This is a genomic window from Streptomyces polyasparticus (assembly GCF_014493765.1).
GTDB lineage: Bacteria > Actinomycetota > Actinomycetes > Streptomycetales > Streptomycetaceae > Streptomyces > Streptomyces polyasparticus.
Map to the genome: position 1 here is coordinate 88,492 of NZ_JACTVJ010000003.1, position 24,909 is coordinate 113,400.

General features: G+C 71.0%; 22 protein-coding genes. 13 read left to right on the forward strand and 9 right to left on the reverse strand.

Annotated elements, in window-relative coordinates; translation table 11 throughout:
• The first annotated feature begins 22 nt into the window (after positions 1-22).
• From H9Y04_RS03865 to H9Y04_RS03875, 3 genes are all read left to right on the forward strand, one after another.
• On the forward strand, positions 23-793 hold the full coding sequence (locus H9Y04_RS03865; RefSeq protein ID WP_187812299.1) for a helix-turn-helix transcriptional regulator: 771 nt from the start codon (positions 23-25) through the stop codon (positions 791-793).
• Between the two features lie 177 nt (positions 794-970).
• Entirely contained in the window at positions 971-1,789 is an 819-nt protein-coding gene (locus H9Y04_RS03870; protein ID WP_236070582.1) for a phytanoyl-CoA dioxygenase family protein, read from the forward strand.
• Between the two features lie 38 nt (positions 1,790-1,827).
• Positions 1,828-2,127 (forward strand): hypothetical protein, encoded by a 300-nt coding sequence (locus tag H9Y04_RS03875; protein WP_187812300.1) that lies wholly within the window; start codon positions 1,828-1,830, stop codon positions 2,125-2,127.
• On the opposite strand, the gene H9Y04_RS03880 is transcribed toward H9Y04_RS03875, so the two are convergent.
• From H9Y04_RS03880 to H9Y04_RS03900, 5 genes are all read right to left on the reverse strand, one after another.
• Positions 2,117-3,301 carry a serine hydrolase domain-containing protein gene (locus tag H9Y04_RS03880; protein WP_187812217.1) on the reverse strand — a complete coding sequence of 395 codons (1,185 nt, stop codon included), beginning with the start codon at positions 3,299-3,301 and terminating at the stop codon, positions 2,117-2,119. The two genes, H9Y04_RS03875 and H9Y04_RS03880, sit on opposite strands and share 11 nt — an antisense overlap.
• Before the next feature lie 212 nt (positions 3,302-3,513).
• Complete coding sequence (locus tag H9Y04_RS03885; RefSeq protein ID WP_187812218.1) at positions 3,514-4,164, reverse strand: response regulator; 651 nt, start codon at positions 4,162-4,164, stop codon at positions 3,514-3,516.
• Positions 4,161-5,384 (reverse strand): sensor histidine kinase, encoded by a 1,224-nt coding sequence (locus H9Y04_RS03890; protein WP_187812219.1) that lies wholly within the window; start codon positions 5,382-5,384, stop codon positions 4,161-4,163. Before H9Y04_RS03890 ends, H9Y04_RS03885 begins: the two co-directional genes overlap by 4 nt.
• Before the next feature lie 145 nt (positions 5,385-5,529).
• Positions 5,530-6,684 carry a serine hydrolase domain-containing protein gene (locus H9Y04_RS03895; protein WP_187812220.1) on the reverse strand — a complete coding sequence of 385 codons (1,155 nt, stop codon included), beginning with the start codon at positions 6,682-6,684 and terminating at the stop codon, positions 5,530-5,532.
• 172 nt (positions 6,685-6,856) lie between these two features.
• Complete coding sequence (locus H9Y04_RS03900) at positions 6,857-7,489, reverse strand: TetR/AcrR family transcriptional regulator (protein WP_187812221.1); 633 nt, start codon at positions 7,487-7,489, stop codon at positions 6,857-6,859.
• A 110-nt stretch (positions 7,490-7,599) separates the two neighbouring features.
• Between H9Y04_RS03900 and H9Y04_RS03905 the strand changes: the two genes are divergently transcribed.
• Complete coding sequence (locus tag H9Y04_RS03905) at positions 7,600-8,562, forward strand: NAD(P)-dependent alcohol dehydrogenase (RefSeq protein ID WP_236070574.1); 963 nt, start codon at positions 7,600-7,602, stop codon at positions 8,560-8,562.
• A 53-nt stretch (positions 8,563-8,615) separates the two neighbouring features.
• On the opposite strand, the gene H9Y04_RS03910 is transcribed toward H9Y04_RS03905, so the two are convergent.
• Positions 8,616-9,647, reverse strand: coding sequence for an adenosine deaminase (locus H9Y04_RS03910; protein WP_308800857.1), 1,032 nt, complete (start codon positions 9,645-9,647; stop codon positions 8,616-8,618).
• A gap of 184 nt (positions 9,648-9,831) precedes the next feature.
• Here H9Y04_RS03910 and H9Y04_RS03915 point away from each other — a divergent pair, with 184 nt between their 5' ends.
• Positions 9,832-10,845: a DUF4190 domain-containing protein gene (locus H9Y04_RS03915; RefSeq protein ID WP_187812223.1), complete on the forward strand. Its 1,014-nt coding sequence runs from the start codon at positions 9,832-9,834 to the stop codon at positions 10,843-10,845.
• 45 nt (positions 10,846-10,890) lie between these two features.
• Here the strand turns inward: H9Y04_RS03915 and ybiA are convergent, their stop codons facing one another.
• Positions 10,891-11,454, reverse strand: a complete 564-nt coding sequence (ybiA, locus tag H9Y04_RS03920; protein ID WP_187812224.1) for a riboflavin biosynthesis intermediates N-glycosidase — start codon at positions 11,452-11,454, stop codon at positions 10,891-10,893.
• Positions 11,455-11,733: 279 nt separating this feature from the next.
• Between ybiA and H9Y04_RS03925 the strand changes: the two genes are divergently transcribed.
• From H9Y04_RS03925 to H9Y04_RS03955, 7 genes are all read left to right on the forward strand, one after another.
• The gene (locus tag H9Y04_RS03925) at positions 11,734-13,269 is read left to right on the forward strand and encodes a gamma-aminobutyraldehyde dehydrogenase (RefSeq protein WP_187812225.1); all 1,536 of its coding nucleotides are present in this window, start codon (positions 11,734-11,736) and stop codon (positions 13,267-13,269) included.
• 72 nt (positions 13,270-13,341) lie between these two features.
• Positions 13,342-14,592 (forward strand): ABC transporter substrate-binding protein, encoded by a 1,251-nt coding sequence (locus H9Y04_RS03930; protein WP_187812226.1) that lies wholly within the window; start codon positions 13,342-13,344, stop codon positions 14,590-14,592.
• Positions 14,593-14,705: 113 nt separating this feature from the next.
• Positions 14,706-15,851, forward strand: a complete 1,146-nt coding sequence (locus H9Y04_RS03935) for an ABC transporter ATP-binding protein (RefSeq protein WP_187812227.1) — start codon at positions 14,706-14,708, stop codon at positions 15,849-15,851.
• Positions 15,848-16,777: an ABC transporter permease gene (locus H9Y04_RS03940; protein WP_187812228.1), complete on the forward strand. Its 930-nt coding sequence runs from the start codon at positions 15,848-15,850 to the stop codon at positions 16,775-16,777. The genes H9Y04_RS03935 and H9Y04_RS03940 overlap by 4 nt, the downstream gene beginning before the upstream one ends.
• Positions 16,777-17,577, forward strand: coding sequence for an ABC transporter permease (locus H9Y04_RS03945; RefSeq protein ID WP_187812229.1), 801 nt, complete (start codon positions 16,777-16,779; stop codon positions 17,575-17,577). Before H9Y04_RS03940 ends, H9Y04_RS03945 begins: the two co-directional genes overlap by 1 nt.
• A 47-nt stretch (positions 17,578-17,624) precedes the next feature.
• The gene (locus tag H9Y04_RS03950) at positions 17,625-19,049 is read left to right on the forward strand and encodes an NAD(P)/FAD-dependent oxidoreductase (RefSeq protein ID WP_236070575.1); all 1,425 of its coding nucleotides are present in this window, start codon (positions 17,625-17,627) and stop codon (positions 19,047-19,049) included.
• 167 nt (positions 19,050-19,216) lie between these two features.
• Positions 19,217-19,678, forward strand: a complete 462-nt coding sequence (locus tag H9Y04_RS03955) for a hypothetical protein (protein ID WP_187812230.1) — start codon at positions 19,217-19,219, stop codon at positions 19,676-19,678.
• Positions 19,679-19,682: 4 nt separating this feature from the next.
• Here the strand turns inward: H9Y04_RS03955 and H9Y04_RS03960 are convergent, their stop codons facing one another.
• Complete coding sequence (locus tag H9Y04_RS03960; RefSeq protein ID WP_187812231.1) at positions 19,683-20,378, reverse strand: phosphatase PAP2 family protein; 696 nt, start codon at positions 20,376-20,378, stop codon at positions 19,683-19,685.
• 498 nt (positions 20,379-20,876) lie between these two features.
• Positions 20,877-22,211: a 4-aminobutyrate--2-oxoglutarate transaminase gene (gene gabT, locus H9Y04_RS03965; RefSeq protein ID WP_187812232.1), complete on the reverse strand. Its 1,335-nt coding sequence runs from the start codon at positions 22,209-22,211 to the stop codon at positions 20,877-20,879.
• A 365-nt stretch (positions 22,212-22,576) separates the two neighbouring features.
• On the opposite strand from gabT, the gene H9Y04_RS03970 reads away from it, so the two are divergent.
• Positions 22,577-24,685 carry a type IV secretory system conjugative DNA transfer family protein gene (locus tag H9Y04_RS03970; protein ID WP_187812233.1) on the forward strand — a complete coding sequence of 703 codons (2,109 nt, stop codon included), beginning with the start codon at positions 22,577-22,579 and terminating at the stop codon, positions 24,683-24,685.
• The last annotated feature ends 224 nt before the right edge of the window (positions 24,686-24,909 follow it).

Genomic DNA, 24,909 nt, shown 5'->3' on the forward strand with positions numbered 1-24,909 from the left:
TGAGGGAGAGGTGGGCGGTGTGGTGCAGACGGCTCAGGTCCGGCTCGACGAGCCGCCCGACCCCGTCGTCGTGGGGATCGGCGTCCATGGTCCGGCCGGGCACGTGGACGACTTCCTGCTGCCCGACTTGTGGCAGTTCCACCTGTACGACTACACGGCCGACCTGACCGTGGACGGAGTCGGCCATGTGCTGCGCCCCGGTTCGGTGAGCCTGGTGCCGCCCGGCACTCCGGTGCGCTACCGCTACCGGGGCCGCTCGGAGCACCTCTACGTCCATCTGCGGCTCGGTACGGCGGGCGAGGCACGCGACGTGCCGACCGTGCAGCACGCGGGGGCCCAGACCGCCGCGCTCGACGGGCAGTTGCGGCAGGCGCTGGCCGCGTGGCCGGGGACGCGCGGGCGGGCCGTGGCCGAGGTGTGGGCCGCGCTGTGGCGCGTGGCCGGACTCGCTCCGCCCCAGGGTCGCGGCCCCCAGGTGCCGCACCCGGCCGTGGCCGCCGCAGTGGCGCTGATCGAGGCACGGCTCGCCCAGCCGCTCACGGTGTCCGGGATCGCCAAGGACGCCGGTGTCTCGCACAACCACCTGACCAGGCTGTTCCGTACGGCCACCGGGCAGACCGTGGTCGGCTACATCCGGGCCCGCCGCATGGAGCGGGCCCGGCATCTGCTGCGGGCCAGCACCCTCTCCATCCCCGCGATCGCCGCGACGGTCGGCGTGCCCGATCTGCAGGCCTTCAACAAGGCCTGCCGCCGCGAGCTCGGTGCGTCACCGCGGTCCATCAGGGACGCCTGACCGTGCGGCCGGGGCAGCAGTGGTGAGAATCGACCACCGCACGGTGAACGCGGCCCACGCGCTCCCCGTAGGCCCGCTCCTAGCGTGTGTGTCATGACGGAAACCGAAGCAGAGCCGGAAACCGCGGCAACCACGGCAAACGGCGAACCGCGCGGCACACTCCTCAGTTCGGTGCAGATGGCGCGGTTCGTGGCGCGCGGCGCGCTGCGGCTCGACGCGGTGGTGCCGGACGGAATGAACGCCGAGGCGCTCGGCGTGCTCGCGGACGGTATGGAGCACGTGCCGTACGGTACGCCGCTCTCCCAGGCGTACAGGGAAGGCTCCTTCGTCCAGCGGCTGCTCGAACTCCCGCAGGTGGCAGGCGCGTTGCGCAGCCTGGTCGGCCCGGAGCCGGCCGTCGACCACCACGCCGTGCACATCCGCGAGCCGCACGGCGGCGAGGCCCAGCCGCTGCACGCGGACTCCATCATCGATGTGCGGCCGGACGCGTTCGACGTCCAGCTGATGTACTACCCGCAGGAAGTGACCCTGGAGATGGGCGGCACGCTCAGCGTGCCCGGCAGCCATCTGCGCCGGACCAACGAGACCGACACCGGCCGCTATCAGAACCTGCGCGGCCAGGACCGGCTCGTCTGCCCGGCGGGCACGGTGGTGTTCCTGCACCACGGCCTGTGGCACGGAGGACGGCGCAACGACAGCGAGACCGTCCGCTACATGTACAAGATCCGCTTCGCTCCCCGTGTACGGCAGCGGCTCCTGTGGGACACCACGGACCTGCACGACCCGCGGGTGAACAGCGAACTCGACGTGCAGTTCCCCTGGTACGAGCAGGCCGCGGGCCGTCTGGAGCGGTACAACCGGGTGCTCCTCTGGCGCGAGCTGACCGGCGACAGCACCTTCGACCTCACCCACCCCTGGGTCACCCGCGTCACCAACCGCCCCACCGCCACAGCCCCCGGGTCCGCCCCCGTACGTTCCGAGGAGGACGCCGCGTGACCACCCTCGACTCCACGACCGCCGCCGCGACCCCCGTACTGCGGCAGCGGGTCCTCGTCCTGTACCTCGACAACTCCGCGCTCGACTCCCGTGTCATCGGCTGGTCGCGCTACGACGGCACCGGCCGTTCGTCCCCGACGGCGGGCGACAGCGACGAACCCCCCTACGAGACGGGCGTGGCCGCGCTTCTCGACGGCTGGCGCCTCATCCAGGCGTCCCAGCTGATCCCGCCGTATCCGGGCGGCGAGTACGACGTCTCGTTCCTCAAGCACGAGTTCGTGTTCGAGCAGTTGGTGGACATCGGGGCCGCCCACGGGGCACCCGCCGCTACCGGCTGAACGCCGCCGCCTGCAGCCGCCCGACCACCGGGTTCACCTGCTCGCCCTTCGCGTCGGTCGAGTTGACCGAGTAGACGAGGGTGCGGGTCAGGTCCTCGGTGGCGGCGATGCCCGTGCTGTAGCCCGGGCGGGAACCGGTCTTCAGCCACACCACCCGCTTGTCGGGCAGGGGGTACCGCTGCAGCCCGGCGCTCATGCTCGCCTCGCCCGTACGGACCTCGGGGACGGTGAACATCTCCTTCAGCTGCGGCTTCGGGACGAGCCGTCCGCGGAACAACGCGTACAGGAAACGCTCCAGATCCCCGGTCGTCGAGATCATGTTCCCGACCGCCCAGCGGTCCGACATGTTCCACTCGGTGGCGTCCACGAGCCGTCCGTCCGCGAGGAGTTGGTAGCCGCGGTGGTGCGGGCCGTGGATGCGCGGGTCGGGGCCGTCGGGGAAGGAGGTGTGCCTCATCCCGGCCGGCCGGAAGATCCGCACGAGGGCCTGATGCTCGTATGCGTCACCGCTGACCTTCTCGATCAGCATCCCGAGCACGGTGTACTCGATGTTCCCGTAGCGCTGCCGCTCGCCGGGAGCCGCGTCCGGTCCCTGCCGCACCGACTCGGCCACGACCTCCTCGGGTGTCAGGGTGCGGAACCGGTTCTCGTAGCCCTCCGCGTCCTCGGGACCCAGCGAGGCACCCGGCCGCAGGCCGCTCGTGAAGGTCAGCAACTGCCGTACGGAGATGGGGTCGAAGGCAGGAGTGAGGAGGTCCGGCAGGTAGCGCTGCACCGGGGCGTCGAGGTCGACCCTGCCCTCGGCCGCGAGTTGCAACACCAGCGCCGCGGTGACGACCTTCGTGGTCGAACCCGCGCGGAATCTCGCCTCCTCGCGCGCGGGCGCCTGGGTGTGCAGATCCCTGACGCCCGCGCTCCCGTGCCAGTCCCTGCCCGTGCCGCCGACCCGTACCAGTGCGGCGGTGGCGTTCGCGTCGGGCAGGCCCTGCAGCGCCTCCGCGAGGGCCTTGGTGTCCGGGCCGGGATCGGCAGGAAGGGCGATGGTCGAGGTGCCGGTCGAGGTGCCGGGGGCGGGTGCGGCTGCCTGCGCGGGGAGCGCGGTCGCGGTGAGTCCGAGGCCGGTGAGCAGTGCGACGGCGAGCAGGCAAGTGCGTTTGCGGTGCGGGGAGTTCATGCGCCGTGCCTCCAGGAGGGCTCTGTCGTGTGTGGCTGACAGGGGCAATCCTGGTGATCCGGCGTACGTACGGGATCGCCGTGCCGGGCGGTCTCCGGCCTCCGGTTCTCTCGCCTGTGCGGGGGTTCCGGGCTGCCGTTCCCTCGCCTGTACGGGGGAGTGCGGAGGTGATCGTTCCCGCGTGCGGGGGAGGCGGTGGGGATGCGGGTGGCTCAGCCGGCCGGTGCGACGAGGCCCGACTCGTAGGCGCAGATCACGGCCTGGATGCGGTCCCTGAGCCCCAACTTCGCCAGCACATTGCCCACATGGGTCTTGACCGTGTGCTCGCTCACCACCAGCTCGGCGGCGATCTCCGCGTTGGAGAGGCCGCGGGCCAGGTGCAGCAGGGTCTCCCGCTCGCGGGCGGTCAGGACGTCGAGGCGGGGTGCGGGCGCCGCGGCCGGCCGTGCGGTGTACTCGGCGATCAGCCGGCGGGCCACGGATGGGGCGAGCAGGGAGTCGCCGGCCGCCACCACCCGTACCGCGTGCACCAAATCGTCCCTGCGGACGTCCTTGAGCAGAAAGCCGCTGGCGCCCGCGTGCAGTGCGTCGTAGACGTACTCCTCCGAGTCGAAGGTCGTCAGCATGACCGAACGGCAGCCGGTCTGCTCGCTGATCGCGCGGCAGGCCTCGATCCCGTCCGTGCCCGGCATCCGGATGTCGAGCAGCGCCACGTCCGCGCCGTGCCGGCGCACGGCGTCCACCGCCTGTGCCCCGTCGCCGACCTCCGCGACGACCTCGATGTCCGGCTGTACGTCGAGGATCAACGCGAAACCGCTGCGGACGAGTTCCTGGTCGTCGGCGACGACTACGCGAATGGTCATGTGACACCCCCGGTGGCGAGGTTATCCGAGGGGTCGCAGGGGTGATCGGGGAGCCGGCCGAGGGGGATGCGGGCCTCGACCCGGAAGCCCGCGCCGTCCGGTCTTGCTCCCGCCCGCACCACGCCTCCGTAGGCGGCGGCCCGTTCCCGCAGCCCGATCAGGCCGTGGCCCCTGCCGCCCTCGGCGCCCGATCCGCTCTGCGGACCGCGGCCGTCGTCCTCGACCGCGAGCTCCAACAGGTCCGCCCCATAAGCGATATGCACCTCGACACGATCGGCCCCCGCATGCTTCACCACATTGGTGAGCGCCTCCTGGACGATCCGGTACGCGGCGGCCTCCAGGTCGAGGGGCAGCGGCCGCGCGGCGCCCTCCGTCACCTGGTCGATGCGGAGGCCGCTCGCGCGTACCTGCTCCATGAGCCGGGGCAGTTCGGCGAGCGAAGGCTGCGGGCTGCGTCCCGCACCCGCCCCGTCCGCCTCCCGCAGCAGGCCGAGCATCCGCCGCAACTGGGTCATCGCGTCCCGGCCCGTCTCGGAGATCGCCTCGAAAGCGGCCTCCGCACGCTCCGGCGCCGCACGGACCGCCACCGGTCCCGCCTCCGCCTGCACGATCATCAGGCTCACGGCGTGCGAGAGAATGTCGTGCATCTCCCGTGCGATCCGGGCCCGTTCGCGCGCGGCCGCCTGCTCGGCCTCGATCCGCGCCGCCCGCTCCAGCTGTGCGGCCCGCTCCTCCAGGGCCTGCGCGTAGGCGCGCCGGGTGTCGGTCAGCCGCCCCAGGGCGTACGCGGCGCAGTACACGAACAGCGAGAACAGCAGCTCACGGACCGAGAACGTGTTGAACGCCGAGGACGGGAACACCACCGCGAGCACCGCCGCCCCGGTGAACTGCCGTACCCGCGGCGGGGATTGAGCCGCCACCGTATAGAGAGCGACGAGGCCCGTGTACGGCAGCGGCTGCCCCGGGCCGTCGGACAGGACGATCAGCGGATGCGCCGCGAACACGGCGAGCAGGACCCGCACCGGAGCGCGCCTTCGCCACACCAGCGGCACCACGGTCAGCGTCGTCGTCAGATAGTCGAGCCAGTCGAGGGCGGACTCCCCGGGCGGCCGTGCCACCACGAACGGGATGGACGCAGCCAGTTGGACGAGCAGAGCGATGCCGAGGTCCACCGTGAGGGGACCGGGTCTGCGCGCGGCGGCCGGATGTGCGCCACTCATTCGAACGTCCCCCCTGCGGCCCTGGTCAGGCACCGTACGGTACCTGCCGGGCCGGGCGCGGCCGGGGTGGGGTGGGCCGGGGTGGAAGTACCTTGCCGTGCCTGCTGGTTGTCGTCGCCGCGTCTGCCGGTTGTCCGTGCCCCGCCTACTTGTTGAACGCCGGGAACGCGAAGCGCATCGCCAGCGGGCCGCCGTCCCGGTGGGCATCGGTGGCGTTGACCGAGTAGACGACCGTACGGGAGAGGTCGCGGGTCGCGGCGACGACCGTGTGGAAGCCGGGGCGGGCGCCGGTCTTGCCCCAGATCACCGTGCCGTCGATCGTGAAGGTCTCCAGGCCGGCCGCCTTCGTGGCGGGCTTCCCCGTCTCCAGGTCGTCCACCTCCGGCAGGGTGAACATCTCCTCGAGCTGCGGCTCGGGGACCACCCGGCCGCGGAACAGCTGCACGAGGAAGCGCTCCAGATCCCGGGCCGAGGAGATCATGTCGCCGGCGGCGAAGCGGTCGGTGACGTTCCACTCGGTGACGTCGACGAGCCGGCCGTTCAGCTCCTGGTAGCCGCGGTGGTGCGGGCCGCGGATGCGGGGGTCGGAGCCCGGGAAGTACGTGTCGCGCATGCCGAGCGGGCGGAAGATCCGCTCGCTCGCCTGATGGGCGTACGTGTCCCCGGTGACCTTCTCGATGATCAGGCCGAGCACGGTGTAGTGGATGTTGGAGTAGCGCTGGTGGGCGCCGGGGGAGTGCAGCGGGCCCTCCGCGATCGAGGCGGCCACGACCTCCTGAGGCGTCAGGGTCTCGAACCGCTTCTCGTACAGCTCCTCGTCGGTGTCGCCGAGAGTGGCACCCGGCCGCAGGCCGCTGGTGTAGTCGAGCAACTGCCGTACGGTGACGGGCTCGAACCGGTCCGCGGGCAGCAGACCCGGCAGATACTCCTGGACCGTGCCGTCCAGGTCGAGCTCGCCGTCCGCGACCAGCTGCAAGGTGAGCGCCGCGGTCACGAGCTTCGTGGTCGACCCGGCCCGGAAACGGACGTCGTCCCTGGCCGACGCACCGGTCTTCAGACTTCTCACGCCCGCGACGCCCTGCCAGTCCCGCCCGTCGCCGCCCACCCGTACGAGCGCCGCGGTCGCCTGCTGATCGGGCAGCCCCTGCAGGGCCTTCTCCAGAGCGACGACGTCGGGGCCCGTCTCCTGGGCGACGGCCGAGTGCCGCCCGTCCGCGAAGGCCGGAGCGGCGAGTGTGCCACCGGCGGCGAGCCCGATGACGAGGGCGGCGGCGACGGTCGTACGGAGGGAAGCGCGCATGCGGGGGGCTCCAAGAGGCCGTGGGTGCACGGGTGTTGTGCACGGACTGGGTGAACGGCTCTCATCCTGCTGATCATGCGCGCGCCGCGGATCATCGCTGCGGAGGGTGTGGGCCCTGGTGTGACCCTGGGGAGAAACGGTCTTCGGGTGGTGGAGCCCCTGGGGGTGGGCCCTAAGGGGCGGGGGTGCGGCGGTCCGCCGTGGAGGGATGCAACTGCCGCAGATCCAGACCGGTCGGCGGAGGCAGCGGCGGTCGTACGGCGTCCGCACGGAAGGAGTCGAGCAGCAGGCCGACCAGGCGCTGCGAGGCGGCCGCCGGGTCGGGTGTCGTGCCGAGCGCGGAGTTGGCGACGAGCACCAGCACCAGGTCCGAGGGGTGGAAGTCCGGGCGCAGCGACCCGGCTTGCTGCGCCCTGCGGACCAGGGCGGCGAAGCCGCGTTCGCCCTGCAACCGGAGCTCGGCGTGGTCGGCGGCCGTGTCGGGGAAGGCGTGCAGGAAGGCAGCGGTGAATCCTCGTTCGGCGGCCTGCAAGGCGCAGATCTTCTCGATCACCCGGCAGAAACCGCGCCACGGGTCGGGGTCCTCCAGGGCCTCGGTGAACGCCCTGGTGCAGGCGTCGAGCTGGTCGGCGAAGACCTCCCGGACCAGGTGGTCGCGCGTGGGGAAGCGCCGGTAGAGCGTGGCGACGCCCACCCCTGCCGCGCGGGCGATCGTGGCCATCGGCACGTCCACACCGTGCTGGGCGTAGGCCTCACGCGCGGCGTCCACGATGCGCCGGCGGTTGCGCCGGGCATCCGCGCGCAACCGAGAAGATTCCTTGTCGATCTCTCTCACCTCCGGCTCAAGTGGACGGTGCCGTCCACTTACCACCGTACGGTCGGACGGAGAGAGAACTGACAGGTGAGGTGCAGGACATGACCGAGACGATGCGAGCCGCGATGTACGACCGCTTCGGCGGACCCGAGGTCCTTTACGTGGGCGCGGTGCCCCGGCCGGTGCCCGGGGCCGGCGAGGTGCTGGTGAAGGTGGCGGCGGTGAGCGTCAACGGTGGGGAGATCATGGCCCGTTCGGGCCGCGTGCGGCTGGTGACCGGCCGGAAGTTCCCCCAGCGCACGGGGATCGACTTCGCCGGGCGGATCGCGGCGCTCGGGCCGGAGGTGTCCGGCCTCGGCGTGGGTGATCCGGTCTGGGGGATCATGCCCCGCACCTCGGGGTTCGGCAGCGCGGCCGAGTTCGTCGTGGTGCGTCCGCGGCAGCTCGCCCGGGTGCCGGAGAAGCTCGGACTCGTCGAGGCCGCCGCGCTGCCCGCGGGCACCACGGCGATCACGGCGCTGCGCGACAAGGCGCGGCTGCGGCCCGGTGAACGTCTTCTCGTACGGGGAGCGGCGGGCGGCGTCGGCTCGGTCGCCGTGCAGCTCGGCAAGGCGATGGGAGCCCATGTCACCGGGCTCGCCCGCGCGGAGAACCTCGGCCTCGTCCGTGACCTCGGGGCCGACGAGGCGCTCGACTACCGGACCACGGGTCAGGCGGACCTCGGCCGCCATGACGTCGTCCTCGACACGGTCGGCAAGGATCTCGCCGCCCACCGCAGGCTGCTCACCCCGACGGGCCGGATGGTGGCCATCTCCTTCGACACCGACCGGATTGCCGCCTCGCTCGCGTACCTCCTGGCGAGCACGGTCCACGGCAGGCGCCGCGTGCGCTTCTTCAGCGGCAACCCGAAGACGGAGCTCTTCGACGACCTCGCGTCGTACGTGGAACGAGGGGCTCTGCGCCCCGTCGTGGACCGCGTCTTCCCGCTGGAGGAAATCGGCGAGGCGCACCAGGCCCTTGAGAGCGGGGGAGTGCGGGGCAAATACGTCGTGGAGATCGGCTGAGCGGCCTCGGGCCGGTCCGGTCCGGTCCGGGGCCGCTCAGCGGTCGCGCGACGTCACACCGCCAGCCACCGCGCCGTGTACGTGTCGATCTCGTCAGTGATGCGGCGCTTGCCCGCCGGGTCCAGGAAGGACGCCTCCACCGCGTTCTTCGCCAGGTCGGCGACCCCGCGCTCGTCGAGGCGGAGGAGGCGGGCCGCCACCGCGTACTCCGTGTTGAGGTCCGTGCCGAACATCGGCGGGTCGTCGGAGTTGATGGTGACGGTCACGCCGGCCGCCACCATCTGCTTGACGGGGTGCTCGTCCAGCGTGGCCACCGCGCGCGTGGCGATGTTGGACGTCGGGCAGACCTCGAGCGGGATGCCGTGGTCGGCCAGGTGCTTGAGCAGGGCCGGGTCCTGCGCGGAGCTGGTGCCGTGGCCGATGCGCTCGGCGCCGAGCTCGTTGAGGGCGTCCCAGACCGTCTGCGGTCCGGTGGTCTCGCCCGCGTGCGGGACCGAGTGCAGACCGGCCGCGATCGCACGGTCGAAGTACGGCTTGAACTGCGGGCGCGGTACGCCGATTTCGGGCCCGCCCAGACCGAAGGAGACCAGGCCCTCCGGGCGCAGCGCGTCATCGGTGGCCAGCCGTGCGGTCACCTCGGCGGATTCGAGCCCCGCCTCGCCGGGGATGTCGAAGCACCAGCGGAGCACCGTGCCGAACTCGGACTCGGCCGCCTTGCGCGCGTCCTCGATCGCCTCCATGAAGGCGCGCTCGTCGATCCCGCGGCGCACCGAGCTGTACGGGGTGACCGTGAGCTCCGCGTACCGGATGTTCTGGCGGGCCATGTCGCGCGCCACCTCGAAGGTGAGCAGCCGGATGTCCTCCGGGGTGCGCACGAGGTCCACGACGGCCAGATAGACCTCGATGAAGTGGGCGAAGTCCGTGAACGTGAAGAAGTCCGCGAGCGCCTCGGGGTCGGTGGGCACCTTCGAGTCCGGGTGCCGGGCGGCGAGGTCCGCGACGATCCGGGGGGATGCGGAGCCGACGTGGTGCACGTGCAGTTCGGCCTTGGGCAGCCCGGTGATGAAGGGGGTCAGGTCCGTCACGGTCACGGCGTCCTCCGGATGCGATGCGGTTGCGGTGGTGTTGCGATGCGGTCCGCAGGGTGTTGGCGGTTTCTCGTCGGAATCATGGTAGGTGCGGGGGTCCGGGCCCTGGCTCGGGCGGCCGGAATCCGGCGTCGGTACGGGTCGTAGCATGACGTGACGTGCGGATCTGAAGGGAACGGCGATGTCCGAGCAAGCAGACCAGACGCCCGGCGAGCGGGAGCAGAAGGACCCGTGGGCGCCCCCTGCGGACCGGACGGGTCCGGACGCGGACCGGCCCGGTGAGCTCGGTGGGCACGCTGCGGGGGCCTCGCCCGACGCGCAGCCCGGTGCCGGGACGCCCGACGCGCAGCCCGGTGCCGGGACCTCACCCGAGGCGGAGACCGTCGGTGTGGGGACCCCGTCCGAGGCGGAGACCGTCGGCGCCACGCCGCCCCCGCCCGGCCCGCACGACGGTGGCACGCTCCTGGACGCGACCGCAGGCGACGCGGGCACGCCGCCTCGGCCCGAGGTCTCCCTGAACAAGGAGACGTCTCCGGCGCAGGCCGCTGCTCCCCGGCCTGCTGCTCCCCAACCCCCCGTTCCCGAGCGCGACATCTGGGCGCCCCCGCCCCACGGCGCCCCCGCCAACCCCTGGCAGAGCCCGGGCGGCGCGGCCGGTCCGGCTCCGTACGCGGGCGGCGGTCAAGCCCCCTACGCGGGCGGCGGCCCGGTCCCCGAGGGCGCCGTGCCGCCCCCGCCCGTCGGGCCGGAGGGTCCGGGCCCGGGCTACGGCTACCCGGGTTACGGCCCTCAGCCGGGCACTCCGTACTACGGGCCGCAGCAGCCCTACGGTGCGGGGCCCGGCTACGGCTGGCCCCATATGCCCATGCAGCCGAGCAACGGCATGGGCACCGCGTCCCTGGTGCTCGGAATCATCGCCACTGTCCTCTTCTGTCTGTGGCCCGTGGCGATCATCGTCGGCATCCTGGCGATCATCTTCGGTGCGATCGGCCGCGGAAAGGCCCGCAAGGGGGAGGCGAACAACGGGGGCCAGGCGCTCGCCGGGCTCATCTGCGGCTGCGTGGGCACGGCGCTGGCCGTGGTCTTCCTGGTCGTCGTCGTGATCAACAACAACGACCCCTACGACAACGACCCGTACGACTTCGGCGACGCGAACATTCACGCCGCGGCCCCGCTGGGTATCCGCACCGGCTGACGGGCTCCGCCGCGGGGGTGTCCCGGGGGCTGCCGCCCCCGGCCCTCACCCCCGCAACCGCCCCCGCGCCTCCATCAACGCGAACCCCAGCAGGTTCAGCCCCCGCCACCGCCCCGGCTCCTCCGCCCGGGCGTCGTCCGCCGCGAGGCCGATGCCCCAGATGCGGTCCAGCGGGCTGGCCTCGACGAGGACGCGGTCACCGGTCCGTATCAAGAAGTCCCGCAGCTCCGGATGCGCGGCGAACTTGTGCACGCTGCCCTCGACCACGATTCCGAAGCGCTCGCGCTCCCAGACCGCGTCGTCGAAGCCGCGCACGAGGCGCCCGGCCTTCTTGGCGGCCGCGGGCGAGGAAGCGGACAGCGCCTTGCGCTCGGCCTCCGCGTCGCCGAAGAGCCGCGCCTTCGCCGCCATCATCCAGTGCTCGGCCGTCGCATACTCCACGCCGTCCACGTCAAACGGAGCCGGCCACCACTGGCTCAGGACGTGCTTGCCGACCGCCCCGCCCGCCGGTGCCGTATGCCCCCAGAAGTGCAGGAACTTGATCCGCTCACCCTTCTCGATGCGCGCGCCGAGCTCCTCGATCAGGTCCTGTCCGGAACCCACTGTCATGGCCACCCCCGTCTGCCGCTGCGAGCCATACACGCGAGTTTCGCAGGCACCACTGACAGTCCGTCCTTGGTTTTCCCCCGTCACTCGACATCTGGTCGACAGATTCCGTCGAGTAACCAAAAGGAAACAACGGAATCCCTTGGCGAGATGGCCTCCCTCTGTCAGGATCAGCACTCAAATCGAGCTGGAGCCACGGAAACCCCGGATCCACGGACGTCCTGGCGCCACGGAGAAGCGCGATGAGCTACGAAGCAGCGCGATGAGCTACGGAGAAGCGCGATGAGCAACGCCGCACACAGCCCGCACCCCCGAGCAGTTGAGTTCCCCGCGCAGCAGCGCCTCGCGTCCGGCGCCCAGTACGTCAACGGCGCCCTGCGTCCCGGCACTTCGGGCCGCACCCACAGCGTGATCGACCCGGCCACGGGCACCGAGGTCTACACGTACGAACTCGCGAGCACGCAGGACGTCGACGACGCGGTCGCAGCCGCCAAGGCCGCGTTCCCCGGCTGGGCGGGCGTGACGCCGGGCGAGCGCTCCGAAACCCTGCACCGTTTCGCCGCCGTCCTCGCCGAGCGCGCGGAGGAGTTCGCGCTGGCCGAGTCGCTGCAGTGCGGCAAGCCGGTCAAGCTGACCCGCGAGTTCGACGTGCCCGGCACGATCGACAACGCCGCGTTCTTCGCGGGCGCCGCCCGCCACCTCCAGGGCCAGAGCGCCGGCGAGTACAGCGGGGACCACACCTCGTACGTACGCCGTGAGCCCATCGGCGTCGTCGGCTCGATCGCCCCCTGGAACTACCCGCTCCAGATGGCCGCCTGGAAGATCCTGCCGGCCGTCGCCGCGGGCAACACCATCGTCCTGAAGCCGGCCGAGATCACCCCGCTGACCTCGCTGCTCTTCGCCGAGGCGGCCACCGCGGCGGGCATCCCCGACGGCGTGATCAACATCGTCACCGGCACCGGCAAGGAGGCCGGCGAGCACCTCGTCGCCCACCCCGATGTCGCGATGACCTCCTTCACCGGTTCGACCGCCGTCGGCAAGCGCGTCGCCGAGGTGGCCACCGCCACCGTCAAGCGGATCCACCTCGAACTCGGCGGCAAGGCCCCCTTCGTGGTCTTCGACGACGCCGACCTGGAGGCCGCCGCCCACGGCGCGGTCGCCGGCTCCCTCATCAACACCGGCCAGGACTGCACCGCCGCCACCCGCGCGTATGTACAAAGGCCCCTGTACGAGGCCTTCGTGGAGCGCACGAAGCAGCTGATGGAGACCGTGCGGCTCGGCGACCCCTTCGCGCCGGACACCGACCTCGGCCCGCTCATCAGCCACGCCCAGCGCGACCGTGTCGCGGGCTTCGTCGAGCGCGCGAAGGGCTACGCCCGGATCGTCACCGGCGGCGAGGCGCCGAAGAACGACGGCGCCTACTTCCAGCCGACGCTCATCGCCGACGCCGCGCAGGACAGCGAGGTCGTCCAGTCCGAGATCTTCGGTCCGGTGCTTGTCGTGCTGCCCTTCGACACCGACGACGAGGGCCTGGCACTCGCCAACGACACCCCGTACGGCCTCGCGGCCTCCGCCTGGACCAGGGACGTCTTCCGCGCGGGCCGCGCCACCCGCGAGATCAAGGCGGGCTGCGTGTGGATCAACGACCACATTCCGATCATCAGCGAGATGCCGCACGGCGGCTACAAGGCCTCCGGCTTCGGCAAGGACATGTCCACGTACTCCTTCGAGGAGTACACGCAGGTCAAGCACGTCATGTACGACAACACCGCGGTCGCCGCGAAGGACTGGCACCGCACGATTTTCGGGGACCGATAACCGCTAGGCCGCCTGACCCGCGGCCGCACCTTCCCACACCACAGGGATCCTCCCGAAAGGGCACCTAGCGCCATGGAGCAGTACGAGCCCGACCGCCCCTCCGCAGTGCAGCTCGCCGCCTGGCGGCGCAGCATGACCAGCGGCCGGGGCGCGATGTCCCGCCGCGCGATGCTGCGCGCCACGAGCGCCGGAGCGCTCACCGTCGGCGGCCTGGGCGCGCTGAGCGCCTGCGGCATCCCCGCGGCGAGCAAGAACCCGGGCGGCGTAGCGGCCGACGACCACTCGAAGAAGGAGAAGCGCGTCGCCTTCTCCAACTGGACCGAGTACATGGACGTCGACGACGAGGACGAGAACCGGCGTCCCACCCTGGAGGCGTTCACCAAACGCACCGGGATATCGGTCAAGTACACCGAGGACATCAACGACAACACCGAGTTCTTCGGCAAGATCAAGCCGCAGCTCTCGGCCGGTCAGGACACCGGCCGCGACCTGATCTGCGTCACGGACTGGCTGGCCGCGCGCCTCATCCGCTTCGGCTGGGTGCAGAAGCTCGACCACGCCAACACCCCGCACGCCTTCGCCAACCTGGCCCCGCAGTTCCGCGATCCCGACTGGGACCCGGGACGCGCGTACTCCTTCCCGTGGACCGGAATCGCCACGGTCATCGCGTACAACGTGAAGGCCACCGGCGGGCGTGAGGTCACCTCGGTCTCGCAGCTGCTCGACGACCCCAAGCTCAAGGGCAAGGTCGGCTTCCTCACCGAGATGCGCGACACCGTCGGCATGACGATGCTCGACATGGGCAAGGACATCGGGTCCTTCAAGGACGACGACTTCGACGCGGCGATCGCGCGCCTGCAGAAGTCCGTGGACAACAAGCAGATCCGCCGCTTCACCGGCAACGACTACACCGGCGACCTCGACAAGGGCGACCTGGCGGCATGCCTGGCCTGGGCGGGCGACGTGGTGCAGCTGCAGGCGGACAACCCGGACATCAGGTTCCACATCCCGGAGAGCGGCTACCACACCTCCTCCGACAACCTCCTGATCCCCAACAAGGCCCGGCACAAGACCAACGCTGAACTCCTGATCGACCACTACTACCAGCTGCCGGTCGCCGCCGAACTGGCCGCGTGGATCAGCTATGTGTGCCCGGTCGAGGGCGTCAAGCCGGAACTCGCCAAGATCGACGAGGCGTTGGCCAACGACCCGCTGATCGTCCCGGACAAGGAGATGGCCGCCCTCTCCAACTCCTTCCGCTCCTTGAGCGACAAAGAGGAGTCGAAGTACGAGGAGAAGTTCGCCAAGCTCACCGGCGCGTGAGCCCCGGGCTCACCCGAGCCCTCGTGCTCGGCGTGGCCCTGCTGCCCACCGCCGCCTGAGCGCCGCCGCCCCCCGCGTGCTCCCGCCCCTCTGAACCCCTTTGTAGGTACGCCATGACTGACACCACCCGCGGAGATGTCCGCCTCTCCGGGATCAGCAAGACCTACGGCTCCTTCACGGCCGTCCACCCGCTCGATCTCACCGTCCCCGAGGGCTCCTTCTTCGCCCTGCTCGGCGCCTCGGGCTGCGGCAAGACCACCACGCTGCGCATGATCGCCGGCCTGGAGGATCCCAGCTCGGGCACCGTGCACCTCGGCGACCAGGACGTGACCGCGCTGCCGCCGTACAAGCGGCCCGTGAACACGGTCTTCCAGTCGTACGCCCTGTTCCCGCACCTCTCCATCACCGAGAACATCGCCTTCGGTCTGCGCCGTCGCGGCATCAAGTCGGTCAAGAAGCAGGTCGACGAGATGCTCGAACTCGTCCAGCTCGGCGACCACGCGCACAAGCGGCCGCACCAGCTCTCCGGCGGCCAGCAGCAGCGCGTCGCCGTGGCCCGCGCCCTGATCAACCACCCCAAGGTGCTGCTCCTCGACGAGCCGCTCGGCGCGCTCGACCTCAAGCTGCGCCGTCAGATGCAGCTCGAACTCAAGCGCATCCAGACCGAGGTGGGCATCACCTTCGTGCACGTCACGCACGACCAGGAGGAGGCCATGACCATGGCCGACCAGGTCGCCGTGATGAACGCGGGCCGCGTCGAGCAGCTCGGCTCGCCCGCCGACCTGTACGAGAACCCGCAGACCACGTTCGTCGCCAACTTCCTCGGCACCTCCAACCTCATCACCGCCGAGGTCGCCGACAAGGGTGCCGACACCCTCGTGGTGAAGGCCGGCGACGCCAAGCTGTCCCTGCCCACCGCCCGCACCAGCGCGGACACCCGCACCGGGGAGAAGGTGCTGCTCGGTATCCGTCCCGAGAAGATCGCGCTCACCCACGCCGACGAGGCGGGCACGATCGCCGAGGGCCGCAACCGCATCACCGGCCGGATCGCGCAGTCCAGCTTCATCGGCGTCTCGACGCAGTACGTGATCGACTCGCCGGCCGGCAACGGCCTCGAGGTCTACGTCCAGAACGTCGAGGCGGACCGGCGGCTCGCCCCCGGCGCCGAGGTCGTCCTGCACTGGAACCCCGAGCACTCCTTCGGCCTCGACGCCGCCCAGGACATCGACGCGGGTACGGAAGAAGAGGTGGCCGCATGACGACGGTCACCGACGCGCCGCCGCCTCTGGCGCCCGCGCAGCCACCCGCCAAGCCCCCGAAGCGGCGCGGCCGTTTCACCCCGTACTGGCTGCTCCTGCCCGGTCTGCTCTGGCTCGTGGTCTTCTTCGCGCTGCCGATGCTGTACCAGGCCTCGACCTCCGTGCAGACCGGCTCCCTGGAGACCGGCTACAAGGTCACCTGGCACTTCCAGACCTATCTGGACGCCCTCGGCGAGTACTGGCCGCAGTTCCTGCGCTCGGTCCTGTACGCGGGCATCGCCACGGTCCTGTGTCTGCTGCTCGGCTATCCGCTCGCGTATCTGATCGCGTTCAAGGCGGGCCGCTGGCGCAACCTGGTCCTGATCCTGGTGATCGCCCCGTTCTTCACCAGCTTCCTGATCCGTACGCTCGCCTGGAAGACGATCCTCGCGGACGGCGGCTGGGTGGTCGGCACCCTCGACACCCTGCATCTGCTCGACGTCACCAGCTGGCTGGGCCTGACCGAAGGCGACCGCGTGCTCGCCACACCGCTCGCGGTGGTCTGCGGTCTCACGTACAACTTCCTGCCGTTCATGATCCTGCCGCTCTACACCTCGCTCGAGCGGATCGACGGCCGGCTGCACGAGGCCTCCGGTGACCTGTACGCGCGGCCGTTCACCACCTTCCGCAAGGTGACCTTCCCGCTGTCGCTGCCCGGTGTCGTCTCCGGCACCCTGCTCACCTTCATCCCGGCCAGCGGTGACTACGTCAACGCCCAGCTCCTCGGCTCCACCAGCGAGAAGATGGTCGGCAACGTGATCCAGTCGCAGTTCCTCACGGTCCTCGACTATCCGACCGCGGCCGCGCTCTCCTTCATCCTGATGGCCGCGATCCTGATCATGGTCACGCTCTACATCCGCCGGGCCGGAACGGAGGACCTGGTCTGATGTCTGCCTTCATACGGTGGGTACGCCGCAATCTCGTGGTCATCGCGGGCCTGCTGACGCTCGCCTTCCTGATCCTGCCGAACGTCGTCGTCATGGTGTTCTCGTTCAACAAGCCCAAGGGCAAGTTCAACTACGCCTGGCAGGAGTTCTCCACGGACGCCTGGTCGGACCCCTGCGGGGTCGCCGACATGTGCGGCTCGCTCTCGCTCAGCCTGCAGATCGCGCTCTGGTCCACCCTGGGCGCCACCGTCCTCGGCACGATGATCGCCTTCGCGCTCGCCCGCTACCGCTTCAAGGCCCGCGGCGCCGTGAACTCGCTGATCTTCCTGCCGATGGCGATGCCCGAGGTCGTCATGGCCGCGTCCCTGCTCACGCTCTTCCTCAACATGGGCGCGCAGCTGGGCTTCTGGACCATCCTCATCGCGCACATCATGTTCTGCCTCAGCTTCGTGGTGACGGCGGTCAAGGCGCGCGTGATGTCGATGGACCCGCGGCTCGAAGAGGCGGCGCGCGACCTGTACGCGGGTCCCGTGCAGACCTTCGTGAGGGTCACGCTGCCGATCGCGGCGCCCGGTATCGCCGCCGGCGCCCTGCTCGCCTTCGCGCTCTCCTTCGACGATTTCATCATCACCAACTTCAACGCCGGCTCGACCGTGACCTTCCCGATGTTCGTCTGGGGTTCGGCGCAGCGCGGCACACCCGTGCAGATCAATGTCATCGGCACGGCGATGTTCGCCATCGCCGTGATCTGCGTCCTGGCCGGGATCCTGGTCGGGAACCGCCGCAAGAAGCACGCATAAGCCCCCGTCTCCTCCGATACGAGGGCTCCGCAAGGGAGTTGGAAATCATGGCCCCACGTGCCATGAGCAGCAAGGACATCCTCGCGTCGCTCGCGGACGCCAAGCCCGTCTCGTACTGGCTCGACGACCCCGGGCGACCCGAGGCCCTCCCGGCCCTGACCGGCGACGAGCGGTGCGAACTGCTCGTCGTCGGCGGCGGGTACAGCGGTCTGTGGACCGCGCTCATCGCCAAGGAACGCCACCCGGACCGCGAGGTCGTCCTGATCGAGGCCCGCGAGATCGCCTGGGCCGCATCGGGACGCAACGGCGGCTTCTGCGCGGCGTCCTTGACCCACGGCCTCGGCAACGGGCTCGCCCGCTGGCCCGGCGAGATCGGTCTGCTCGAACAGCTCGGCGCCCGCAACCTCGACGCCATCGAGGAGGCCGTCAAGCGCTATGGCATCGACTGCGACTTCGAGCGCACCGGCGAGATCGACGTCGCGACCGAGCCGCACCAGGTGGCCGAACTGGCGGAGATGTACGAGGAGCTGAAGACCCTCGGCCTCGAAGGCAACGTCTCCCTCCTGGACGCCGACGCGATGCGCGCCGAGGTGGACTCGCCGACCTTCCTCGGCGGCCTCTACGACCGCGACGGCGTGGCCATGCTCCACCCGGCCCGCCTCGCCTGGGGCCTCAAGCAGGCCTGCCTCGACCTGGGCGTGCGCATCTACGAGCACACCCGCGCCACCGAACTGGCGCGCACCACCGAGGGCATGGCCGTGCGCACCCCGTACGGCCGGATTTTCGCCCGCGACGTGGCGCTCGGCACCAACGTCTTCCCGTCGCTGGTCAAGCGGATGCGCCCGTTCACGGTCCCGGTCTACGACTACGCGCTGATGACCGAGCCGCTGACCGGGGAGCAGCTCGCGTCGATCGGCTGGCGCGGCCGCCAGGGCCTCGGCGACTCGGCCAACCAGTTCCACTACTTCCGGCTCTCCGCCGACAACCGCATCCTGTGGGGCGGTTACGACGCGATCTATCCGTACGGCGGAAAGATCCGCGAGGAGTACGACCAGCGCCCGGAGACCTTCGCGAAGCTCGCCGAGCACTTCTTCACCTGCTTCCCGCAGCTGGCGGGCGTGCGCTTCAGCCACGCCTGGGGCGGCGCGATCGACACCTGCACCCGCTTCTCGGCCTTCTTCGGCACGGCCCACAAGGGCCGCGTCGCGTATGCCGCCGGCTATACGGGACTCGGCGTCGGCGCCACCCGTTTCGGCGCCGAGGTGATGCTGGACCTCCTTGCGGGGGAGCGCACGGAGCGCACGGACCTCGAGATGATCCGCTCCAAGCCGCTGCCGTTCCCGCCCGAGCCCTTCGCATGGACGGGCATCGAGGTCACCAAGCGCTCGCTGGCCCGTGCGGACGCCAACGGCGGCCGCCGCAACGCCTGGCTGAAGGTGATGGACCGCCTCGGCCTCGGCTTCGACAGCTGAGCACGTCACAGGGGGTGTGCGTCGCGTCCCGTACGCAGGCGCACGCCCCTTTCGGCGATGTGACCCGCTTCACTACCAACAAGTAGCGAAACCCGCGTAAGCAAACGCCTCTTGGCCGCTCTCCCTCGTGTCAGGCCCAGCCACGCACACGAAAAGGAGGCCCCGCCATGACCGGCACCGGGACCAAGGCGGCAGTCGAATGGCTCGTTTCGGTCGCACCGGATCCGGAGTCCTGCCGCTGGGAGTGGGAACGCAACCCCCATGGGGTCGCACTGCTCCCGGCGGGCAGGCTCTGGGACGTACTCATCCTGCCGGGCGAACTCGGCTACCCCACGCTCGACATCCTCACCCGCTGCCTCGACCGACCCGGACCCGTCCTCGCCGACTTCGGCGACGCGAGGATGGGTTTTTTCGTGCCCGCGGGCACGGCGGGCCGCTGGGTCGGCACCGGTGTACGCGGCGCGGGCCAGGGCACCTGGATCGTGGTCCCGTACCCCGGCCGCGCCACCGGCGGCGGCGTCCGCTGGCTCATCCCGCCGGACGGCTCGGGCACGCTGATCGACCCGGGCCTGCTCGAACTGGCGATGCACGAGGCGGCGGCGGGGATCGCACGGCAGGGCGAGGAGTGAACGGCTACGCTGGCTGCTGTGGCTGCTGTGGCTGCTGTGGCTGCTGTGGCTGCTGTGGCTGCTGTGGCTGCTGTGGCTGGTTCGGCTGAGGGGTTCTGTCCCTTTCCCGTACGAGGAAGGCGAGCGCGATCAGCAGGAGGCCGCCCAGACACCAGCTCGCGAGGACGTCCAGGGGCCAGTGGTAGCCCTGGCGTACGAGACCGAAGCCGTTGGCCGCCACCAACAGGGCGCAGAAAGCGAACATTTGGCGGCCGAAGCGCGTATGCGGCAGGAGCAGCAGGGCCGTTGCTCCGAACGCCACGACAGTGGTGGCCGCATGGCCTGACGGGTAGAAGCCGCCGGGCCCGTCCATGCCGGGCGGGCCGGGGCGGTCGATCAGCGCCTTGAGCGGGGCGATCAGAGCGGGCACCAGGGCGAGCGCCAGGGCCGCGGCGAGCGGGGGCCGCCGGCGGCGGGTGCGCCCGTACGTCCACACGATCGCCACTGCCAGTACGGGGACGGCCACCGCGACATTGCCGAGGTCGGCGAAGAACTCGGCGAGCCCGCGCGGGAAGCCGCCGTTCCTGAGGGCGCTGCCCACGCGCTCGTCGAGCCGCCGCAGCGGGCCGTCGGCGACGACCTGCCAGGTGAAGAGCGCGAACAGGACGGAAAGCAGCACGCACAGCGAGGCGGCGTGCGGCTTGCGGGAGGACGGCGGCATGGGGAACACATCTACTCCGGCCGCATGGAGATCGCCAAGCCGCCCGCCGACGCGTGGTGGGAAAAGGCCGAAGGGCCGGCGCAAGGGGGGGTATGCGCTGGCCCTTCGGAGTCGACGGGCCCCGTCAGGGACGGCCGACTGGACCGGTGTGCCGCGCGCCCCGGGGGGTTTGGGGCGGGCGGCCGTCCGATCTATGAGGTTCGCCAGAGCCTGGGACTCCGGCTGTGCGCCAGGGCGCGCCCGGAACGGGGCTGGGGAGGCTCCGTGCCGGAATCGCCCGCAGTCCCCTGCGGGCGGGGTGTTTCTCTCATCTGGGAAAAACCTACGCCCGGGGGTGCGGGTGCGACAGGCGGAATGACATCCCGCCATCGCCCCCGCACAGGGTCTTCACAACCTCCGACTGTTACCCCAGGTCCACGGTTCAGCCCCCGGAAACGTCCACACTTGGAAGGGCGCTTCCGGAGGGCGATTCTCCGAGGCTGCCGGACCGATACCGGGTCAGATCCGGGCGAACGCCTGCTCGAGGATGTCGAGGCCCTCGTTCAGGAGGTCCTCGCCGATGACCAGCGGCGGCAGGAAGCGCAGGACATTTCCGTACGTACCGCAGGTCAGGACGAGCAGACCCTCCGCGTGGCAGGCCTTGGCCAGGGCGGCCGTCGCCTCCGGGTTGGGCTCCTTGCCGGCCGGGTCCTTCACCAGCTCGATGGCGATCATGGCGCCGCGGCCGCGGATGTCGCCGACGATCTCGTACTTCTCCTGGATCGCGGTCAGACGGGCCTTCATGATCTGCTCGATCTTCTTCGCCTTGGCGTTGAGGTCGAGCTCCTTCATGGTCTCGATGGCACCGAGCGCACCGGCGCAGGCCACCGGGTTGCCGCCGTACGTGCCGCCGAGGCCGCCCGCGTGCGGGGCGTCCATGATCTCGGCGCGGCCGGTGACGGCGGCGAGCGGCAGACCGCCCGCGATGCCCTTGGCGGTGGTGATCAGGTCCGGGACGACACCCTCGTCGTCACAGGCGAACCACTGGCCCGTACGGCAGAAGCCGGACTGGATCTCGTCGGCGACGAAGACGATCCCGTTGTCCTTGGCGAACTGGGCGATCGCGGGCAGGAAGCCCTTGGCCGGCTCGATGAAGCCGCCCTCGCCGAGCACCGGCTCGATGATGATCGCGGCCACGTTCTCGGCCCCGACCTGCTTGTTGATCATGTCGATGGCCTGGGCGGAGGCCTCGGCGCCGGCGTTCTCGGCACCCGTCGGCCAGCGGTAGCCGTAGGCGACCGGGACGCGGTAGACCTCGGGCGCGAACGGGCCGAAGCCGTTCTTGTACGGCATGTTCTTGGCGGTCAGCGCCATCGTGAGGTTGGTGCGGCCGTGGTAGCCGTGGTCGAAGACGACGACGGCCTGGCGCTTGGTGTACGCACGGGCGATCTTGACCGCGTTCTCGACGGCCTCGGCGCCCGAGTTGAACAGCGCGGACTTCTTGGCGTGGTCACCGGGGGTGAGCTCGGCGAGCGCCTCGCAGACCTCCACGTACCCCTCGTACGGGGTGACCATGAAGCAGGTGTGGGTGAAGTCCTGCAGCTGGGCGGAGGCCTTGCGGACCACGGCCTCGGCGGACGCGCCGACGCTGGTCACGGCGATACCGGAGCCGAAGTCGATCAGACGGTTGCCGTCGACGTCCTCGATGATGCCGCCGCCGGCCCGCGCGGTGAACACGGGAAGCACCGACCCCACACCACCGGCTACGGCGGCGGTGCGCCGGGCCTGCAGCTCCTGCGACTTCGGACCGGGAATGGCGGTGACGACGCGGCGCTCCTGCGGAATTGCGCTCATGAGGGGCTCCTTGGGCGATGTGGGGGTTTCGGACGCGGTTGTTCTTCTTCGCAGGCTAGGGGTGGGGGAGGGGGTGGGGCATGCTCCGTGCTGGAGAAGTGGGTCTGCGTTGTTGTCCGCGGCGGACAGTGGCCGTGTCCGGTTTGCCCCGTGGTCGGCGGTGGGTGCCTGCGGCGGGCCTTTTGGATCTGCTCAAACGCCGCAGGGGCTGAAGCATGGCTCCCGTTTCAGGAGGGGGCGGGATCGGGGAAAACAACACAGGCGCCCGTATCAAGGTGGCGCGGAACCGTGAACTCCCCATGCGGGCCGACTAAATTGAGGCTTCGCACAAGACCGACAGACCGCCAGGTCAGGGGGCAAGGGCCATGGACACCCAGGGACCGCAGCAGCCGCGTGCCACGCGCAACACGCCGGTACCTCCACCGCGCCCCACCCACACGCCCGGCCCGGGCGGTGCCCCCCAGCAGTCCCGCGCCGCCGAATTCCTCGCCTGGCTGCGCGCCCCCCGCCCCACCGCGCTCCCCGGGATCTGGCGCCTGGGACACCGCCCGCGCCCGGCGGAGGAGCCGGAGCTGATCCCCGCCCGGCAGCTCCTGAGCGGGGCGCTGATCGCGTTCCTGTGCGGATGGCTGCTCTGGTCCCTGCTGTGGAACAGCTACCTGGGGGACTTCTGGCTGTGGCCGCTGCTCGCCGTGATCCCTGATCACTGGTTCCGAGGCGCTGCGGACGGGCGCGTCGCCTACTCCGTCTCGTCGAACCTCTACTACCTGCTCGTCGCCGGCGGGATCATGGTCGCCGTCGGCCGCCTCGGCCGCTGGTCCGAGGTCTGGCGCCGCTATCTCGCCCCCCGCTTCCGGCGTTCCGAGCCCCAGCAGGCTCCCGCCGCGGCCCCCCAGGAAGACCCCGCCCACTGGCCCCACCTCCGCGCGGCCGGCGCCGCCGAAGCCGCCGACAAGCTGGCCGCCGAGGCCGGCGCGGGACGGATGCGGGACGTGGACCTCGCCCGGATCGAGCGGGCCTGGCAGTCGGTCGCGTCGGGCCGCCACCCCCTCGACACCTTCACGCGCGCGGTGCTCAGCGACGGGGCCGCCGCCTGTCTGCACCCTTCCGGCGCCCGCGACCTCACCACCCGCACCGCCCGCCACGACCTGCGCACCGGCCAGGTCCGCCTCGGCAAGGCGGCCGACGACCAGCGCAATCCGTACGCGTACCGGGGCACAGGGCTCGCGCTGGGACCCGAGCTGCTCGGGACCAGCTTCCTCGCCGTCGGCCCCTCGGGTTCCGGCAAGACCGGCGCCGTGATCCGCCCGCTCGCCGAGGCCCTCTGTCTGCAGGCCCTCGCGGGCCGTGCGGCCGTGGTCGTCGTGGGCGCGGCGGGCGCGGGCCTGGGGCCCGCGGAGAACTACGACGTGGTGATCCGGATCGGTCACCCCGACTCCGAGTACGACTTCGACCTGTACGGCGGCACGACCGATCCGGACGAGGCCGCTGCGGTGCTCGCCGAGGCCCTCGTCGGCGATCTCGCCGACCCGCACCCGGGCGCCGACAGCCGCCGCTCGTCCACCGTCCTGGCCCAGCTGCTCGGCCCCTACCGGGCCGTGCACGGCCGCTTCCCCTCCGTACCGGAACTGCGGGAGCTCCTCGACGGCGCCCCCGTGCCGCTGGCCGAGCTGCGCAAGGCGCTCGACGAGGCGGGCGACGAACCGATGCTGCGCGAACTCGACGCCCGCGAGCGGCAGTCGGGCGCATCCGGCGACCCCGGTGCCGTGCTCGCCGACCGGGTCGCGCTCCTGGACCGCCCGGCCTTCGCCGGCTTCTTCGATACGACGGGACGCGCCCAGCCCTTCTCGCTGCGCGCCCTCGACCACCCCGTACGCGTACGGATCGATCTGCCCGAACGCGGTCACGCGGATGCCTCGCGGATCCTGGCCCGGCTCGTTCTCGCGCAGTTCACGGCGAGTGCCGCCCACCGCGAGGACCGCTCGCTCTTCGCCTGTCTGATCCTCGACGACGCCGCGCGCACCATCACCCCCGAGGCCGTCCGCGGCATCCAGCGGCTCCGCTCGGCGAACGCGGGCACCGTGCTCACCCTCCGTACCCTCGACGAGGTCGCACCGCCGCTGCGCACCGCGCTGCTCGGCGCCGCGGGCTGCCGGATGGCGCTCAGCGGGGTGACTCCCTGGGACGGGCAGCAGTTCGCGGAGGTCTGGGGCAAGGAGTGGATCGAGGCGCGGGATGTCACCGACCGGCAGATCGTCGCCGACGAACCGCTGACGAAGGTCTCCCATTTCGTACGGAAGGTCATCACGGGCAGGGCGCCGACGGCCCAGTCCGTGACCGTCCGCCAGGTCGAGCGTGAGCGCTGGTCGGCCTCGGAGCTCGCCCACTCCGTGCCGCCGGGGCACGCGGTCCTGTCCCTGACGACAGTGCGCGGCGAGCACGCGCCGCCGCTGCTCGTGGACCTCCGGGGCTAGGAGCCCGACCCTCCCGTACCCAGGTCCGGCCGGCCACCCCTGCGTGGCCCCCGTTTGCGGTTCGCGCAGGAATCTCTCCCGCTCCTCGTGCGGAACCGGCGAATCCCCTTGGCTCCCGCGCCTGCCTATACCGCCCGCAGCTCCTCGTCGGCCCCGCTCCCACCGAGGCAGCACAGAATCGCCACGGGCCGCACAACTTGTCCATACACTGAGGCAGAATTGCG